This window comes from Pseudovibrio sp. JE062 (assembly GCF_000156235.1).
Lineage (GTDB): Bacteria > Pseudomonadota > Alphaproteobacteria > Rhizobiales > Stappiaceae > Pseudovibrio.
In genome coordinates this window covers 16,768-34,451 of record NZ_DS996818.1, presented here as the reverse complement: position 1 = coordinate 34,451, position 17,684 = coordinate 16,768, and the positions used below count along the sequence as shown (strand labels likewise).

Here is a 17,684-nt window from a genome sequence, read left to right as displayed (position 1 = left end):
GGGCAGGGTACTCATGCGTGTGGTACTAGGCATAAGTACCAGTATTCTCGATTTTGTATCTCATTGTTTTATTTGAATTATTTCTTACATATCCGGTAATTACCGAATAGGTTGTTCTAGCACAAACTTCGCCACTGGCGTCAATTTTATCATCTTCGGGACCGTAACCACGATAGGATTCCGTAGATGTCAGAATTCCTTACAAAATCGCGGGCACGAAATATTTTTTATGGGGGATCCTTATTCTTCATAGGCATATTTGCCGTGCTCTCAATCGACAGCCACCTTTACGTCGTGAATGAATCGACTGCTAAGGCTCCGCTTACGGACGAAGTCGTCCTTGGTAAGCACGTTTGGGAAAAGCATTCCTGCATCAACTGTCACACACTGCATGGTGAAGGTGCTTACTTTGCACCAGAAGTCGGCAACGTGATGACACGTTGGGGTGTTCTGGATGATCCAGATGATGCTGCTGAAACTCTTGGCTCATGGATGGAATCTCAACCTAGCGGCATCGAAGGGCGTCGTCAGATGCCATACTTCAAGCTGACAGAAGAAGAAGTCCGCGGCCTCTCAGAATTCTTGCGTTGGGCTGACAAGACCAACACGCAAGACTGGCCACCGAACGACGCTGGTTAAGGGGTGGTATTATGAAATACAGTTCTCAAAAAGTTGCGTATGCTTACTTCGTAGCTGCGCTTGGACTATTTGCAATCCAGGTTCTCGTCGGTTTGATCGGCGGCTGGATTTACGTTTCACCTAACTTCCTTTCGGAGTTGCTGCCGTTCAACATCGTTCGCATGTTGCACACCAACGCGCTGGTCGTCTGGCTTCTGCTCGGCTTCTTCGGTGCGGCTTACTTCATCATTCCTGAAGAGAGTGAGCGGGAAATCCATTCCGTAAAGCTCGCTTACATCCAGTTGCTTATTCTGGTTGTTGGTACTCTGGGTGCTGTTGTCAGCTATATCTTCGGCATTCACGAAGGTCGTGAGTTCCTTGAGCAGCCGCTCTGGGTTAAAGTCGGCATTCTTGTTGCTGCACTGATCTTCCTGTTCAACATCTCCATGACTGTGCTGAAAGGTCGTAAGACTGCAATCACCAACATCCTGGTGATCGGTCTGTGGGCTCTTTCCCTGCTGTGGCTGTTTGCATTCTACAACCCTGCAAACCTCAGCCTGGACAAAATGTACTGGTGGTATGTTGTTCACCTTTGGGTGGAAGGTACCTGGGAACTCGTGATGGCTTCCATCCTCGGCTTCCTGATGCTGAAGCTCACCGGTGTTGACCGCGAAGTTATCGAGAAATGGCTCTACATCATCGTAGCAACCGCTCTGTTCTCCGGTATTCTTGGTACAGGCCACCACTACTACTGGATTGGCTTGCCTGGCTACTGGCAGTGGATTGGTTCCATCTTCTCAACTCTGGAAGTTATTCCATTCTTCCTGATGATGACCTTCTCCTTCGTCATGGTCTGGAAGGGTCGTAAGAACCATCCAAACAAAGCAGCTCTGCTGTGGTCTCTCGGTTCCGCAACTGTCGCGTTCTTCGGCGCTGGCGTATGGGGCTTCCTGCATACTCTGCACGGTGTGAACTTCTACTCACACGGTACTCAGATCACTGCAGCGCATGGTCACCTTGCCTTCTTCGGCGCATACGTTGCTCTGAACCTTGCAGTATTCACCTACGCAATGCCAATGCTGAAGGGTCGTAACCCATACAACCAGGTTATCAATATGGGCAGCTTCTGGCTCATGACCGGTGGTATGTCCTTCATGACCTTCGTGCTGACATTTGCTGGTACCATCCAGACACACATGCAGCGTGTTGTTGGTGAAGACTTCATGACCGTTCAGGATCAGCTGACAGTGTTCTACATCATGCGCTTCGGTGCTGGTGCAGCTGTTGTACTCGGTGCAATCCTGTTCATCTACTCCGTGCTCGTACCACGGAAGGAACTGTTCACCGAGACATCTGGTTCCAAACCAGTAACCGGAAGCAACCCTGAAGCCCAAGCAGTTCTGGAAGGTGGTCGTTAATGACTGTACAGAACCACGTTTTTGATGTGCCCTATTATCAGCCAATCGCCGATGAATGTGCATTATTTGAAACGGCTTTTAACAAAGGTCTGCCCCTTCTTTTGAAGGGGCCGACGGGCTGCGGCAAAACCCGCTTCGTGGAACACATGGCCGCGAAGCTGGGTCGCCCGATCTACACCGTGGCTTGCCACGATGATCTTTCCGCAGCAGACCTGATTGGTCGTTACCTGCTTAAAGGCGGCGTGACTGAGTGGGTTGATGGCCCGCTGACCCGCGCTGTTCGTGAAGGTGCGATCTGCTATCTTGATGAAGTGATCGAAGCACGGAAAGACGTTGCGGTTGTTCTGCACCCGCTGACCGATAACCGTCGTCGTCTCATCATTGAGAGAACTGGCGAAGAGCTGCAAGCTCCTCCGAACTTTATGCTCGTTGCCAGCTATAACCCCGGCTATCAGAACGTTCTGAAGCAGATGAAGCCTTCCACACGGCAGCGCTTCCTCTCAACCACCTTCGATTTCCCTGATGCGGAAACTGAAATTCAGGTTGTTGCTAAAGAAAGCGGACTTGATGTTGAGCGTACCAAGAACCTGGTTCGTCTTGCCGGCCATATCCGTGGTCTTTCCAGCCTGGATCTGGAAGAGGGTGTCTCAACCCGCTTGCTGATCTATGCAGCATCCCTGATTGCTGGTGGTATGCCAGTCGACAAAGCACTGCAATACTCTGTTGTTGAACCGCTGAGTGATGAACCTGATGTTCAGGTTGCGCTTCGTGATTTGATCGCAGTTGTTTACGGGTGAGCCTGATGAAAGAGCAAATACTGGAGTTTTTAGAGCCTGAAGAAGCCGTAGGTAATCTGTGGCATGATTATGCTTCAAGCCTGGGTGCTCCAGTGCACTACGAAGATATGGAGGTCGAGCTGGCTAAGCTTCGTACCTCCGTGCAAGTGGTGTTTCGCGGGTTAGGTGGTGAAGCGAAAGTCGAGATCAGTCAAGCTCCGGCGACCGCTTCAACCTACCGTATGCCCGTCAAACGCAAACTGGGTAACGCGGCTGAGACTATTTTTCTCTCCGAGTTTGATGGTGAGCGTTTAAGACTTCCGCCGGTTCTTGGTGTTTTCCCAAGTGCGGAGATGAATCGCGCGCATTACATCTGGCTTGCTGCTTTTGCGGCCAACTGTGATGTTCAGAAAATGCCGGAAGATCCTTTGCAGGCGGATGTTCAGGCGTTGGCTTTGGCCAAGCAAGCTATTGAGCGTGTTTGGGAAAAGTGCAGCGGCCTGCAGAAGTTCTTCCGTGAATCCTGCGAGTTTTTGTTGCAAACTCGTAAGCGTCCAAGTCTTCCTGAATGGGAAGCTGCGGTTGAAGCTATTGTTCTGGAATTGCTTGGTGGACCGCGTGCGGTGACCAGCACAAGTGCAACTATTCGCAAGGCGATGGAATGTGTTGATGAGCGTTGGAAGCTGCAGGCTCCACGTGGATATTGCACCTTTGCGCCTGTGCCGATCTGGGTTTCCAGTGAGTTGGTCAACGGTGAACGGGGAGAAGAGCGCTCAGATGAGCAAGCTCCGCCAACACCGCAAGGTGCCAACGCGACATCGAAACGCAAAGCGAAGCGCGAGAAGCGTGAGCAGGCGGATCGAAAAGACAGTTTTATTCTGCACCGGTTTGAGGCGATCCTCTCCTGGGTAGAAAGCATGAACCTCAATCGTAGTACTGACGATGACGAAGAGGAAAATGCGCAGAAAGCAGCTGATGATCAGGACTACATCAGCCTTTCCAAAAATCAGCGGAAAGCCGCGACGCGTTTGCGTTTGCATCTAGATTTGTCTCCGGAAGATGCGGACCACGAGCGCCTTTCCGACAAATACACTTATCCTGAATGGGATCATCGTCAGCGCAAGTTCCTAGAGGATCACTGCCGCGTTCTTGAGAAAGACGCCGAGCCTGATTACGAAAGCGTGCTGCTGACAGATGCCTATCACAGACGCCGTATCCGGCAGGTGAAACGCCAGTTTGAAGCTTTGCGTCCGAAGCGGATTATGCAGATGCGTCAGGCGGAAGGTTCTGAGCTGGATCTGGATGCGTTGGTTACAGCGCAAGTGGATCTGAAGGCATCCGGGTATGCGTCCGATCGGATCTTCCAGGATGCCCGCGCGGTTGAGCGTGATCTTTCCGTTGCGATGTTGCTTGATACATCCCGCTCCACAGAGAGTGCGGTTGGCGATTCCAGCGTAATCGAAATTGCTGGTGCTGCTTTGGCTGCACTGTCTGGCGGTATCGATGCAAGTGGTGATCATCTTGGCGTCTGGGGCTTCTCATCCTTGAAACGAGACCGCGTTTTCATGAACAAAGCCAAAGGCTTCGATGAGCCGATGACTGATGAGGTGATCGCGAAGATTGGTGGTCTCAAGCCTTGTTATTACACCCGTCTGGGTGCTGCGATCCGGCATACAACCGCGCAGCTTGCCTTGCAGCAAACACAGCGGAAGCTTTTGCTTGTACTAACAGATGGAAAGCCAAACGACCTGGATCACTATGAGGGCATTCACGGCATTGAAGACAGCCACATGGCTGTTCGTGAAGCGCGTCGCCAAGGCATGGCGGTTCATGGTGTGATTGTTGATGAGGATGGGCAGGACTGGTTTGCCCGGATCTTCGGCAAGGGTGGTTACACATTGTTCCCAAATCCGGAGCGTCTTACTCGCGCGCTACCTGATATCTACAGAAGCCTGACAAGGGAGTATTAGATTATGAAGCTTTTCTATATGGTTATGGGCTTTATGGCGGGTCTACTGCCTTTGTCCGCAATGTCGGCGGTTTCCGGGTATCAGCGCCCTGTGCCTCAGCCGCAAAGTGCGACCGCTGAACTCTGGTTTTTGCTGGCAACAGTTATGCTTGTTGTTTCACTTTATGTCGTTCACAGGGTCGTTAAAGGCAGATGACTGAAGACGAACTCCGCAATCGCATCAGCGTAAGAAGGCTGGCGCTCTATCTTTACCCGTTGGGTATTGGAGCGGTTGGCATCAACCTCTTCTTTTTGTCGCTGATCTTCTCATGGGTTGGGTTGCCAGTTATGTCGCCCTATCTCGCGATGGCTGGAGGTGTTGTGTTCGGCTATCCATTTGCATATCCCTTCGCGAAGCATATCCGATACCTGATGGATAAATCGGACGGATTGCTGGACTGATCGAACAGTTCAGTGAAGGTTGAATCTCAGCGCGGCCTCTTCAGGTCGCGCTTTTTTTGTGAGAAGTGGTCACTGCGTTGATCTGATTGACAATTCTGTCAATTCAGGACTGCTGATTATTGTGCCAGCATAGTGCTGATTTGCTGGAGTTGTTTTGCGTTCCTTCTGGCCTAGACTTCTGATCGAGAGAGGCAGCAGTTGCGAGCGTTTTCTGCCCGTATATTTTTGCAGGAACTGAGATTGTGTTGCTGGCTGACGGCAGCATGCTTTGGGTTTTGCGTGGGTTTTGGGGGAGAGGCCTTTGCTCAATCAGGCCGCTGGCCTTTGGACTGGAACAGCTGGGAAACCGCGACTGGAGACTGGGGCGGATATCGCACCAAGCTCAATAATATGGGCATTGATCCAGAGCTGAATTATACGCATGACATCATGGCAAACCCGGTTGGTGGCGAGCGGCAATCTTTGGCTTATGCAGGGGCGCTTGATGCCAGTGTCGACTTTGATCTTGAGACATTGCTGGGATTGAACGGAACCAGTTTCAGCTTGGGCTTGTACCAAGGTCTCGGGCGTGATCTCTCCGGCGAAGACATCAATAACTTCTTCGATGTGGCGCAAATCTTCATTGGTGATGTGTTTGGCATTTCGCAGATGAACTTTCTGCAGACATTGGCCAATGATCGGATTGAGATTGCGCTCGGCAGATTGTCGGCTGGTACCGACTTTGCCTTCAGTGAAGCATTCCCGCTTTATGTGAACACGGCGGTTAACGGTAACCCGGCTCAGCTGCTTGAAAACGTACCATCTTTTACGACGCCGCCCTTCAGCCAATGGGGTGTGCGAGGAACGGTTAAGCCGGAGGAGTTCCTGTATCTTTCGGTTGCCGCTTATAATGCTGATGTGAATGCTCAAGACAATGATACGCAAGGGCTGAACTTCAAGTTCAATCCCGAAGATGGTGTGCTGGCTATTGCTGAAGGTGGGCTGCTTGTTGGGCAGGAAAGCAATGGTCCATATCTACCCGGGCGTTACATGATTGGCGGGTACTATGATACCAGCGATTACACCAGTTTTGTGGATCCAAATGACATCATTGAGGGGAACTGGGGGCTCTACTTCATCGCCAACCAAATGGTTTATGAAGAGCAAGAAGATCAGGGACTTAACATCTGGGGTGTTTTCACGTTGGCCCCGCGCCAAAGCATCAATAGTTTCCCTTATGGTGTGAGCGGTGGTGCTTATTACAAAGGGCTGTTTGACAGCCGTGATAACGACATCACGGCAGGTGCATTTTACTTAGGCATCTATAGCGAGGATCTGCCCGGTCAGACCTTCGAACTCGTTTTCGAACTGAACCATCGTTTTCAGTTTAATCAGTGGTTCTATACGACGGTGGATGGCCAATACGTTGTGAACCCAAATGGGCAGACAAACATCTCTGATGCGTGGGTTGTCGGCCTCGAAATGTCCGTCGATTTCTAAGTAGTTTCCCTCTGATTTTGAGCGCGTTTTGACCGTATCTGATAGTGCAAATCAATTGCATAAAGCATGTAGGTTTACGGAAGAAAAAATACGCGGAAATCCACTGTAAACTTAGAGTTTTTGCGGCTCGGATAGCTGTTCTGCGAGGGGGAGTGCTCTGCAGTGAAGCAGTACAAAATTTCAGCTTTAAAACAAAGGTATTCAAGCGCTGATTTTGTCCTGTTGAGTGGAACGTACTGACTCTACATCAGAATTCTCTAAATTAGTTTGGTTTGATGTAATTTGAAATATGGACGAAAGCTAAATCATCACGGAAATGTGAGATGTAAACTCAAGTTAATTTTAAATCTTGAGTTTTCTGTACTAGTATTTCTCAAGCTTTCAAATTGATTGCAATCAAAATGCAAAAGTAATCTCGTTGATATATTTTTCTCAGTTCAGTTGAGAAGTTGATTCTATCATGCAAACGCAGATGGAGAGGCGGCGTTTTCTTGGTATATCCAAGTATGCGGAGGATAAGCCGTGCCCGCCCTACAGTATTATCATAGATAAATTTTCGGATGCTTGCACCGGTTGCGGCGATTGTGTTTCCGCGTGCCCTGAAAAGATCCTTCTTATTTCTGAACGGAGCAGATTGGCTGTTGTCGATTTCGGCATGGGATCCTGCACGTTTTGTGAGGAATGTGTTGACGCCTGCAAGGAGGGAGCGTTGGTCAAGACTGATGAGGCTCCCTGGGCGATGAAAGCGACCATCGGCTCCAACTGCCTCTCTTTTCAAAAGATCGCGTGCCGGGCCTGCGCAGACTTTTGTGAGATGAGGGCAATCCGGTTTCATCTTGGCCTTGGTGGCCAGCAAATTCCTGATTTGGACAGTGAAGCCTGTACCGGCTGCGGTGCCTGCCTTGTTGCCTGTCCCAATGGATCCATCGAAATGCGTGAAATTAAACTCCAAGAGGAGGTTCTATGAACATTTGCGGCGTTCTTGTGACCTGCGAGCCGGGCAAGACCCAAGAGGTTTCCGAAGCAATCACAGCCCTTCCGGGCGTGGAAGTTCATATCACCAATGAAGAAACAAGGCAGCTCATCGTCACGGTGGAAGACACGGATGAGACCTTTGCTGATCAGCAAGTGGTCGAGCTCCACCGGACACCGGGCGTTGTTTCTGCAGCACTTACTTACCATCAATTCGAACCAAACACCGACCCTGACTTGAAGGCGGCCTAACGGGAGGCAAACCATGTCAATCACGGCATCTCGCAGAGATTTAATTAAGTCAGCAGCGGTTGCAGCAACTGCTTCTGCAGCTGGCATCGCTCTACCAAAGTCCGCCGAGGCTCAGGGAAAAGCCTCCGACATCCGCTGGGATAAGGCTGTCTGCCGCTTCTGCGGTACAGGCTGTTCACTCCTTGTTGGTGTGAAGGATGATCGCGTTGTGGCAACTCAGGGCGATCCTGATGCGCCTGTGAACCGCGGCCTGAACTGCATCAAAGGCTATTTCCTCTCCAAGATCATGTATGGTCAGGATCGCCTGAGAACACCACTGCTGCGTAAGACCGGTGGCGTTTACGACAAGAATGGTGAGTTTGAGCCTGTTTCCTGGGATGAAGCCTTCACCGTTATGTCCGGCAAATTCAAGGATGCGATCAAGAAGACTGGTCCGTCTGCGGTTGGTATGTTTGGCTCTGGTCAGTGGACCATCTGGGAAGGTTATGCAGCCTCTAAGTTCATGAAGGCAGGTCTGCGTTCCAACAACATCGATCCAAATGCACGCCACTGTATGGCGTCTGCTGTGGCTGCGTTTATCCGCACATTCGGTATTGATGAGCCAATGGGCTGCTACGATGATCTGGAGCTGGCTGACACATTCGTGCTGTGGGGCGCGAACATGGCAGAGATGCACCCAATCCTCTGGTCACGCCTGACAGATACACGCCTGACAAAGCCTGGCTGTGAAGTGCATGTTCTTTCTACCTTTGAGCATCGCAGCTTTGAACTTGCTGACAACGGTATGGTGTTCACACCACAGACCGACCTGGTGATCCTCAACTTCATCGCGAACTACATCATTGAGAATGATGCGGTGAACTGGGACTTCGTGAACAAGCACGTCAACATCACCAAGACTGCTACAGATATCGGCTACGGTCTGCGTCCAACTGACGAACGTGAAAAAGATGCCGAGAATGCTGGTTCCGGCAAGATCTCCAAGATCGACTTTGAAGAGTATAAGAAGCTCGTTTCCAAGTATACGCTTGAGTATGCAGAGGAAATGTCCGGTGTACCTGCAGAGAAACTTCTGAAACTGGCACAGGCATATGCTGATCCAAACCGGAAGGTTATGTCTCTCTGGACTATGGGCTTCAATCAGCACTCACGTGGTACATGGGTCAACAGCCTTTGCTATAATGTGCACCTGCTGACAGGTAAGATCTCTGAGCCAGGTAATGGTCCGTTCTCTCTGACTGGTCAGCCATCTGCTTGTGGTACTGCTCGTGAGGTTGGTACCTTTGCGCACCGTCTGCCTGCGGACATGGTGGTTAAGAATCCTAAGCACCGCGAGATCTGTGAAAAAGCTTGGGGCATTCCTGAAGGTACGATCCCTGGTAAGCCTGGTTACCACGCTGTTCTGCATCACCGGATGCTTAAAGATGGCAAGCTGAATGCCTATTGGGTTCAGTGCACCAACAACCTGCAAGCTGCTCCAAATATGAACGAGGAAGGCTGGCCGGGTTATCGGAACCCAGACAACTTTATCGTGGTGTCTGATCCGTATCCAACCGTTACTGCAATGGCTGCTGATCTTATTCTGCCAACCGCTATGTGGGCAGAAAAAGAAGGTGCTTACGGCAACGCAGAACGCCGTACTCAGTTCTGGCGTCAGCAGGTGAAAGCTCCGGGTGAAGCTATGTCAGATGTCTGGCAGGTTATGGAGTTCTCCAAATACTTCAAGACAGAAGAAGTCTGGACTGAAGAGCTGCTTGCCAAGAAGCCTGAACTACGCGGTAAGACACTGTTTGAAGTTCTTTTCGCCAATGGTGTGGTCGACAAGTTCCCAGTCTCTGAAGTGAAAGAAGGTTTCAACAACCACGAGTCTGAAGACTTTGGCTTCTACGTACAGAAGGGTCTGTTTGAAGAGTATGCTCAGTTCGGTCGCGGTCATGCGCACGATCTGGCTGACTTTGACACCTATCACAAGGCTCGCGGTCTGCGTTGGCCTGTGGTTGATGGCAAGGAAACACTCTATCGCTTCCGTGAAGGCTACGATCCTTATGTTCCAAAAGGAGAGGGCGTCCGCTTCTACGGTAAGCCAGATGGTCGTGCGAACATCATCTTTGCTCCTTACGAGCCGCCTGCAGAAATGCCTGACAAAGACTTTGATCTCTGGCTGTGCACCGGTCGTGTTCTTGAGCATTGGCACACAGGTTCTATGACACGTCGTGTTCCTGAGCTGCACAGAGCATTCCCTGCCGGTGTCGTGTTCATGCATCCGCAAGATGCACGTGAGCGTGGTCTGCGCAGAGGGCAAGAAGTCACTGTATCAACCCGTCGTGGTGAAGTGCAGACACGCGTTGAAACCCGTGGTCGTAACAAGGTGCCTAAGGGCTTGGTCTACATGGCTTTCTTCGATGCAAGTCAGCTGACCAACAAACTCACCCTTGATGCCACTTGTCCGATTTCCAAAGAGACGGATTTCAAGAAGTGCGCTTGTAAAGTCGAAAGCGCTTAGAGCAACCCTCTGAGCAGCAATGGATAAGAACCATGTCTGATCTCAAAAAGACAGGCCTCAGCAGTGCAAAGCGTCGTCAGTTTCTTGGCGACGCAGCCCGCACGGCGTGTGGCTGTGCTGTTGCTGCGACGTTCCTGACGGTCTATCAGGCGCAGGCCAAGGCTTTGCCTGCCGACGCCATCAGACCGCCCGGAGCTCTTTCTGAAGAGGAGTTTTTGAGTGCATGTGTGCGGTGCGGACTGTGTGTTCGTGACTGCCCTTATGACACTTTGAAACTCGCTGAGCTTGGTGAAACCGGCCCGGCAACCGGAACGCCATACTTTACAGCTCGCGATGTGCCTTGTGAGATGTGTGAGGACATTCCTTGTGTTGCTGCCTGTCCAACAGGGGCATTGGATCATTCTCTCACCGACATTGATGATGCTGATATGGGTGTGGCTGTCCTGATCGATCAGGAGAACTGCCTCAACTTCCTCGGTTTGCGTTGTGACGTTTGCTATCGGGTTTGTCCGCTGATTGATGAAGCGATCAAACTTGAGATGACGCCAAACACGCGAACGGGCAGCCATGCTGTCTTCTCGCCAACTGTCTATGCAGATGCCTGCACAGGCTGCGGTAAATGTGAGAAGGCGTGTGTTCTGCCAGAGTCTGCGATCAAGGTTCTTCCTCGCCGTATCGCCAGAGCTGAGAGTGCTGAGCACTACAGGCTTGGTTGGGAGGAAAAAGCCAAGGCAGGAAATGCGTTGGTGCCAGGTGTGATCGATCTGCCGGATCGTGTGCCGGATGCAGGTGCCTTCAAGCCCGTGTTCCAGCCAGGGAAGGGGCAGTGATGACTACACATGCATTAGACGCCCAAAGCCTTAAGGAAAAGAAGCGGAGTTGGGTTCTGCGTAACCGCTTTCTGCTGCTTAGACGAAGCACTCAGTTGCTGGTTCTGGCTCTTTTCCTTGCTGGTCCCTGGGCCGGGATCTGGATTGTCAAAGGAACGCTGACGTCCAGCATGACGCTGAACATCCTTCCGCTGTCAGATCCGTTTTTGCTGTTGCAGACAATGGTGACGGGACACTGGCCTGAGCTGACCGGTTTGATTGGTCTGGCCATTGTGGTTGTTTCCTACGCCGTGTTTGGTGGCCGGCTTTACTGCTCATGGGTTTGTCCCATGAATGTGGTGACTGACAGTGCAAACTGGTTGCATCGCAAGCTTGATCTGAAAAAGGGGTGGCAACCGAAGAAGCACACCCGCTACTGGGTTCTGGCGATGACGCTGCTTATCGCTGCCGGATCTGGTTCTCTGGCTTATGAGCTGGTCAATCCAGTCACCTTGCTACACCGTGGGCTGGTGTTTGGCATGGGCTTCGCCTGGGCTGCGGTTTTGATGGTGTTCCTGTTTGACACTTTCGTCTCCCGGCATGGCTGGTGCGGACATCTGTGCCCTATGGGTGCGGTGTATGGACTGCTCAACACCAAGAGCTTGCTGCGGATCTCTGCCAAGAACCGCGAAGCTTGTGATGACTGCATGGACTGCTTTGAGGTTTGTCCTGAGAACCATGTGATCTCGCCGGCTCTGCGAGGCAAAGGGGATGATACCCCGCTCATTCAACATCGGGACTGTACGTCTTGTGGTCGCTGTATCGACGTATGCGATCTGGACGTTTTCAGTTTCACCCATCGTTTCGATACTCAACTTATTCAACCTACTTCAATCGAACCGGGCCCCCGCGATCCGGTCGCGACCAAAGCTATGGGAGGTCACAAATGAAAACGGGAGTGCCTTGGAAGGCTATCACCATTATGGCGGTTTTGAACCTTACCGGCTTTGCTGCCTTGAACGCACATGCCGAGGGGGTAAAGTCCTTGCGGGGTGTACAGGTCGATGAGCCCGTGTTCGTAGAACCGATCGCTCGTCCTCAAAACACCCGGGTGAACCGCGAGTTTCGTCAGCAGCCACCGTTGGTGCCGCACAAGACTGAAGCCTATCAGGTGGACCTGAAGGTGAACCAGTGCCTGACTTGCCATGACTGGGCAAATGCAGGTGAGAAAAAAGCACCAACCCTTTCCATGACACACTATGCGGACCGTGAAGGGCGTCAGCTGGATCAGGTTGCTGGTACACGCTGGTTCTGCACGCAATGCCATGTTCCTCAGGTCGAAGCTGAGCCGCTCGTGGAGAATGAATTTACTCCGTCAAGCAAACGCTAGATGGCACTCTGACTGGAGGAACTAAATATGAGCAATCAAGGCGCAATTCCCAATAAAGATCAGGGGCCTGGCCTGATCAAACGGATCTGGCGTTTTCTGAGACATCCTGCTGCGACGATTTCTGCAGGTGCTCTGTTGCTGATTGGTGTCGTTGTTGGTGTGGCTTTTTGGGGTAGCTTCAACTGGTCTATGGAAATGACCAATACAGAAGAGTTCTGCATTGGCTGCCATGAGATGGAGGCAAACGTCTACGCGGAATACACTGAGACAGCGCACTACAACAATGCTTCAGGCGTACGGGCAACCTGTCCAGACTGCCATGTGCCTAAAGAGTGGGTGCATAAGGTGGTTCGGAAGGTGCAGGCAACCAGAGAGCTTTATCATAAAGCTTTGGGTTCCATTGATACCCCTGCGAAGTTTGAAGAGAAACGTCTTGAGCTAGCAACCAACGTTTGGACAGCAATGAAGAAGACAGACAGCCGCGAATGCCGGAACTGTCATGAGTTCGACTCTATGGACTTTGTTCTTCAGGAAGGCCGTGCATCCGCAGCTCACTCTGATGCATTCAAAGAAGGCAAGACTTGTATCGATTGTCACCAGGGCATCGCACACAGCCTGCCAGCAAACGCTCTGGAAGCTTACAAAGAGAAGGTTTCAGCTGTTTACGACTAAACATCGCATTTGCTGACGTCAGACAAGACAATTGGCAGAACCCACCTTCAAGCAACTTTGAAGGTGGGTTTTCTTTGTCTCAAGCGCAGTACGAAGAGCGAATCAGCTTTTGTGAGTGGCTGCAGAAATGCAGGAAGAGAGCGCAGCATTAATGAGTTTGCTTGATCCAAGTCAAATAAGGAAGGGAGCAGTTATATTGGTTGTGATCAAAATGACACAAATATGAGTATTATATTCATATTTATTTTTGAATGGTCATTTTTACATTGATAAATCTCTCTACTCAATAATATGAGTCCTTAACTCATATTAAAAGGGTGTAGGGATGTCCAAGGGTTTTGTCTCCGGCTTGATGACCGGAATCTGCTATCTCGCACTGCAATCCGGTGCATATTCTCAAGAACAGAAAGAACCAGAAGAGCTCGGTCCGATCGTCGTAACCGCTGCCCGCGGTGAGCAAAGCCTCGACGAAGTCACACGCTCCGTCGCTGTCGTCGTTAGCGAACAGATCGAGCGTGCCTCCACGAACAGTGTGGCTGAGATCTTGCGTGATGTGCCGGGTGTTAAGATCGTTGACTCAAGCGTAGCAGGACTGCAGCGCATCAGCATTAGAGGGGAAGAGTCTTCTCGAAATGTTGTTCTCGTGGATGGTCAAGAGATTACAGACCACACATCTTACGGAGCTGTTTTTTTAATTTCGCCATCGGATATCGAGCGAATTGAAGTTGTAAAAGGCCCTGGTTCTGTATTGCATGGCTCGAAGGCAATCGGTGGTGTTGTAAACATCATCACAAAGAAAGGCGCGGATCGAGCTCTGCAGGTTGAAGTAGGCACTTCCTTTGACACATCTACAAATGGCATTTCAGGCTTTAGCGCTGCTTCGGGAACTGTTGATCGCTGGGACTATCGCTTTTCATTAAGCAAGGACAAGCATGGAGATCGAGAGACTACCGGTGGCACGTTGGAAGGATCTAGTCATGAAAGTCAGAGTGTCTCCGCTTATGTTGGTTACAATGGTGACCAGCATAAATTCAGCATAAAGGCGGAGCGCTATGAAAAAGAAGGCGAAACCTACTCTGAGCCAGAGTTTCCGATTACTGCGATTGATCTGCAACTGCCTAAAAGAGATAGATCAAAGATAGCTTTCTTCTATGATTTTAAAGAGGTCAGTGAGAGTATCGCCAATATTCATCTCGATGGATACTTCCAGCAGATTGATCGCATTGCTACCAATAATTATACTGCGCAAACTCCCTTTGGCACATTCGATACAGTTTCTGTAAGAGAAAACAAAATTGAGAGTGAGCTTTATTCGCTTGGTTTGAATGGTCAAGTAGATTTGACCCTTGCTGACCAGCATCTGACGACTGCTGGTTTTCAAGCTGTTCAAGATCGGTTGGATAAAGTTAGTACCAGCATCGGATCCGATGATCCATTTGGACCTGCTCCTGAGACCCCTTTCAGCGACCGGGATGAAGATGAAGCAAAACTCACGACACTCTCGGCTTTCCTGCAAGATGAATGGGATATTACTGAAGAATTAACACTGACAGGCGGCGGACGCTATTACTTCGTTCAGCTTGAAAATGATGGTAGCGCAGGTGACAAAGATGAGAATGATCAAGCCTTTGTTGGGGCTTTTGGGCTGAACTATGTTGGGTTCGAGAATCTTGCTTTTAGAGCTCATCTCTCGCAAGGCTATGTTTATCCGACTTTACTTCATAGTACGACCGGTTCGATTTTTTCACCAGCAGGACAAATCTTCGGCAATTCTGATCTAGATCCTGAAACATCTGTAACTGCTGAGATAGGTGGGCGTTACGATGATGGATTACTCGTTATCGATGTTAGTGCTTACTATACTGATGCCAAAGACTACATCGATACAGTAAGATGTGATCCTGCGTCTCACGGTTCAAAATGTACTGCTGGTTCATTGATTTATGAGAACATTGATAGTGCAAAAACTTGGGGCCTTGAATTAGCCGCATCCTATCAAATCGATAATTGGGGGCTTACACCTTATGCCAATCTTGCTTTGATGCGTCGTCAGTTCAACACAAGTTCGACAAGTACATTCCACACAGATACTCCACTCTTTTCGGGACGTGTGGGTGTGACAAAGGAATGGGACTTTGATAGCGGCGTAAATGCGTATGCAGATCTCTATTCACGATTTGCTAGTGAGCGCCGCTTGGTTACTTCAAGAGAAGATGAGAGCGAAGCAGGCTTCGCAACTCTCAACTTAGCAGGTGGGTTCTCTTATGACTTTGATGATGAGCGTAAGTTGAAGGTGAATGCTGCGGTCGAGAACATTTTTGATCTTGAGTATAAGCCTTCTCTGGATGAATTGACTGCTCCAGGGCGGACCTTCAAGCTTTCTGCAAGTGTGATCTTTTAAGTTTTTTGAGCTCTGCCGTGATTGCGGCAGGGCTTTTCTATAAGGAAATAATAGAATGAAAACTGTGCTTCTCATGTTTCTGCTGAGTTCAGTAGGGGCTGACGGGGAGGTTAGTGCCTCCTATGTTGAGAAAGACAGCCACGAAGAATGCCAGGAAGGCATTGTTGCTCTTAAAGAAATTCTGACTGAGCCACGTTTCAAGATCCACTATGCTGGATGTCATGAAAGTACTGCAAATATCTCAGAGTTTGAGCATCCGGGGGCTGAAGACGAAGGAGAGCAAGCTGAGCGGTTTGTGTATCTGAATGCGCTTCAAGATGGAAAACTCTTGGTTTCTCAAGCTGAAAGCCTTTCTCTCTGTGAAGCTCAGCTAGAGGGTTCTGACAGCTGGTGCGCCACCAGCACGCAGAAGTTATTGCCGTAACAAAGTGAACTATGCTTTGCTCTCCCTAGGGACTTTTGCTTTTGGGGGGAGCACGCATGTCATCACATACCAAGATTGTCTGGATTATTGGAGCGACTTCAGGAATAGGTGAGGAGCTGTGCAAGCTCTATGTTGCAGAAGGTTGGAAAGTTGTGGCGAGTGGCCGACGTGTTGAGCGCCTTGAAACACTGACGAAGGCGCACAGCTCAGTGAAAGCTTTGCCAGTTGATGTAACCGATAAAGAGCAGATTGAACATGCGGTTCAAAGACTTGAAGCCGAAGATTTGCTGCCGGACCTCACTTTGTACTGCTCTGGCGTGTTCCATGTCGGCGGACTATCCACTTTGACGGAGGATGTATGTGTCAATGCAATGGATACCAACTACTTTGGCGCTGTTCGCACTATCCATAATCTATATCCACGACTGAAAGAGCGGGGCTCAGGCCAGATAGCAATCATCTCCTCATTGAGTGGATATGGCGGTCTGCCTTATGCGGCTAGTTACGGCCCAACAAAGGCCGCCTTGATCAATCTCTGTGAGGCGCTGAAGCCGAGCTTTGATCGGGCAAACCTTTCTCTGTCGGTGATCAACCCGGGCTTTGTTAAAACCGCAATGACGGAGAATAGCAGGTTGCCTATGCCGTTTATCATTGGGGCTGAAGGTGCTGCGCGACGGATCAAGAAAGGCCTTGATCGAAAGAAGTTTGAGATCGCATTTCCATTCCCGCTGGTGGCTGCGCTGAAACTGCTCCGATTTATGCCCTACTGGGCTTACTTCCGACTAGTTGGTTTGTCTGCAGGCAAAAAAGGGCGAAGCTGATCTGCTTTCAAGATGGCTGAAGTTGCGGTGAGCTTTGAGGTTGAGGCTTATCTGCTGCCTGTGACATGGTGTGTTGCAGCTCAGGTATGAATGCCCAGATCTCACGGTTCAGTTTGACCAGTTTTTCGATCGCTTTCCCCATTTGAGCGATGCGGGCATCATCCAGTGCTTTGATTTCTCCGAGTTGGATTTGCCCGTTTTTACGCTGAATGCGCATTGAATGGGTGTGCGTTATCTCACCCTGCTGGTTTTGCCTGAAGGTTGCGTGGCTAAACTCGTTTCTCAGGCGCGTGCTTTCGTTGAAGATGCGCAGGATACGGCGAAGTTTCTTTTTGAGGGTATCGTCTTTGAGCTTTGCGTCGGCTAGGCGCTCGATCAGGTCTACGCGGGCCCTTGTTGTATTGAGCGTGCCAAAGACCAGTGTCGCGGTGAGTTCATCTGTCTCCATCAGGTGCTGGAGGATGTAGATGAACGTGCTCTCATTGTTTGACCAACTGTAGTTGATGTTGCCAATCAAGGCGAACAGCAGGTTGCGCCTGCCTGCTTTGTTGGGGGCCAAGCGATCCAGTTCGTCAAAGTCAGGCGAATGAGGGATCTGATCATCATCCATGGAGCTTACCCGTCTAAGAATATACGTTGATGTGCATGGTCTCTATATTCTGACGTAAGGGTAGCAAAGCCGTGGGTTCATTGACAGGGGCTGTCAGATTGATTTTCGCCAGCGACTCCTAGGATGGGT

At 50.3% G+C, this 17,684-nt stretch carries 18 protein-coding genes; 17 read left to right on the top strand and 1 reads right to left on the bottom strand.

Going from position 1 to position 17,684, the window contains the following annotated elements:
• Window positions 1-186 precede the first annotated feature (186 nt).
• The 17 genes from PJE062_RS24505 to PJE062_RS24425 all read left to right on the top strand — a co-directional run bounded on the left by PJE062_RS24505 (window position 187) and on the right by PJE062_RS24425 (window position 16,945).
• Window positions 187-639, top strand: coding sequence for a cytochrome c (locus tag PJE062_RS24505; RefSeq protein WP_037038179.1), 453 nt, complete (start codon window positions 187-189; stop codon window positions 637-639).
• A gap of 11 nt (window positions 640-650) precedes the next feature.
• Entirely contained in the window at window positions 651-2,036 is a 1,386-nt protein-coding gene (locus PJE062_RS24500; RefSeq protein WP_008552859.1) for a cbb3-type cytochrome c oxidase subunit I, read from the top strand.
• Window positions 2,036-2,833 (top strand): CbbQ/NirQ/NorQ/GpvN family protein, encoded by a 798-nt coding sequence (locus tag PJE062_RS24495; protein WP_008552880.1) that lies wholly within the window; start codon window positions 2,036-2,038, stop codon window positions 2,831-2,833. Before PJE062_RS24500 ends, PJE062_RS24495 begins: the two co-directional genes overlap by 1 nt.
• A 5-nt stretch (window positions 2,834-2,838) precedes the next feature.
• Complete coding sequence (locus PJE062_RS24490; RefSeq protein ID WP_193384378.1) at window positions 2,839-4,782, top strand: nitric oxide reductase activation protein NorD; 1,944 nt, start codon at window positions 2,839-2,841, stop codon at window positions 4,780-4,782.
• A gap of 3 nt (window positions 4,783-4,785) precedes the next feature.
• Window positions 4,786-4,977 (top strand): hypothetical protein, encoded by a 192-nt coding sequence (locus tag PJE062_RS24485; RefSeq protein WP_037038177.1) that lies wholly within the window; start codon window positions 4,786-4,788, stop codon window positions 4,975-4,977.
• A complete protein-coding gene (locus tag PJE062_RS24480) occupies window positions 4,974-5,222 on the top strand; it encodes a hypothetical protein (protein ID WP_008552875.1) in 249 nt (82 codons plus the stop codon). Before PJE062_RS24485 ends, PJE062_RS24480 begins: the two co-directional genes overlap by 4 nt.
• Window positions 5,223-5,501: 279 nt before the next feature.
• Window positions 5,502-6,701: a carbohydrate porin gene (locus PJE062_RS24475; protein WP_008552921.1), complete on the top strand. Its 1,200-nt coding sequence runs from the start codon at window positions 5,502-5,504 to the stop codon at window positions 6,699-6,701.
• Window positions 6,702-7,161: 460 nt separating this feature from the next.
• Entirely contained in the window at window positions 7,162-7,668 is a 507-nt protein-coding gene (gene napF / locus PJE062_RS27120) for a ferredoxin-type protein NapF (RefSeq protein ID WP_050773980.1), read from the top strand.
• Window positions 7,665-7,925, top strand: a complete 261-nt coding sequence (locus tag PJE062_RS24465) for a chaperone NapD (RefSeq protein ID WP_008552901.1) — start codon at window positions 7,665-7,667, stop codon at window positions 7,923-7,925. Before napF ends, PJE062_RS24465 begins: the two co-directional genes overlap by 4 nt.
• Window positions 7,926-7,938: 13 nt before the next feature.
• On the top strand, window positions 7,939-10,428 hold the full coding sequence (gene napA, locus PJE062_RS24460; RefSeq protein WP_008552812.1) for a nitrate reductase catalytic subunit NapA: 2,490 nt from the start codon (window positions 7,939-7,941) through the stop codon (window positions 10,426-10,428).
• 32 nt (window positions 10,429-10,460) lie between these two features.
• Window positions 10,461-11,258, top strand: coding sequence for a ferredoxin-type protein NapG (gene napG / locus PJE062_RS24455; protein ID WP_008552862.1), 798 nt, complete (start codon window positions 10,461-10,463; stop codon window positions 11,256-11,258).
• Window positions 11,258-12,187 carry a quinol dehydrogenase ferredoxin subunit NapH gene (gene napH, locus PJE062_RS24450; protein ID WP_008552879.1) on the top strand — a complete coding sequence of 310 codons (930 nt, stop codon included), beginning with the start codon at window positions 11,258-11,260 and terminating at the stop codon, window positions 12,185-12,187. Before napG ends, napH begins: the two co-directional genes overlap by 1 nt.
• Complete coding sequence (locus PJE062_RS24445) at window positions 12,184-12,627, top strand: nitrate reductase cytochrome c-type subunit (RefSeq protein WP_208608778.1); 444 nt, start codon at window positions 12,184-12,186, stop codon at window positions 12,625-12,627. The genes napH and PJE062_RS24445 overlap by 4 nt, the downstream gene beginning before the upstream one ends.
• A 27-nt stretch (window positions 12,628-12,654) precedes the next feature.
• The gene (locus PJE062_RS24440; protein ID WP_008552814.1) at window positions 12,655-13,299 is read left to right on the top strand and encodes a NapC/NirT family cytochrome c; all 645 of its coding nucleotides are present in this window, start codon (window positions 12,655-12,657) and stop codon (window positions 13,297-13,299) included.
• A gap of 325 nt (window positions 13,300-13,624) precedes the next feature.
• Window positions 13,625-15,700, top strand: a complete 2,076-nt coding sequence (locus PJE062_RS24435) for a TonB-dependent siderophore receptor (RefSeq protein WP_008552807.1) — start codon at window positions 13,625-13,627, stop codon at window positions 15,698-15,700.
• Between the two features lie 55 nt (window positions 15,701-15,755).
• Window positions 15,756-16,124, top strand: coding sequence for a hypothetical protein (locus PJE062_RS24430; RefSeq protein WP_008552902.1), 369 nt, complete (start codon window positions 15,756-15,758; stop codon window positions 16,122-16,124).
• A 56-nt stretch (window positions 16,125-16,180) separates the two neighbouring features.
• Window positions 16,181-16,945 carry an SDR family oxidoreductase gene (locus tag PJE062_RS24425; protein WP_008552861.1) on the top strand — a complete coding sequence of 255 codons (765 nt, stop codon included), beginning with the start codon at window positions 16,181-16,183 and terminating at the stop codon, window positions 16,943-16,945.
• Between the two features lie 7 nt (window positions 16,946-16,952).
• Here PJE062_RS24425 and PJE062_RS24420 read toward each other — a convergent pair whose 3' ends face one another.
• Entirely contained in the window at window positions 16,953-17,555 is a 603-nt protein-coding gene (locus PJE062_RS24420) for a hypothetical protein (RefSeq protein ID WP_008552815.1), read from the bottom strand.
• Window positions 17,556-17,684 lie beyond the last annotated feature (129 nt).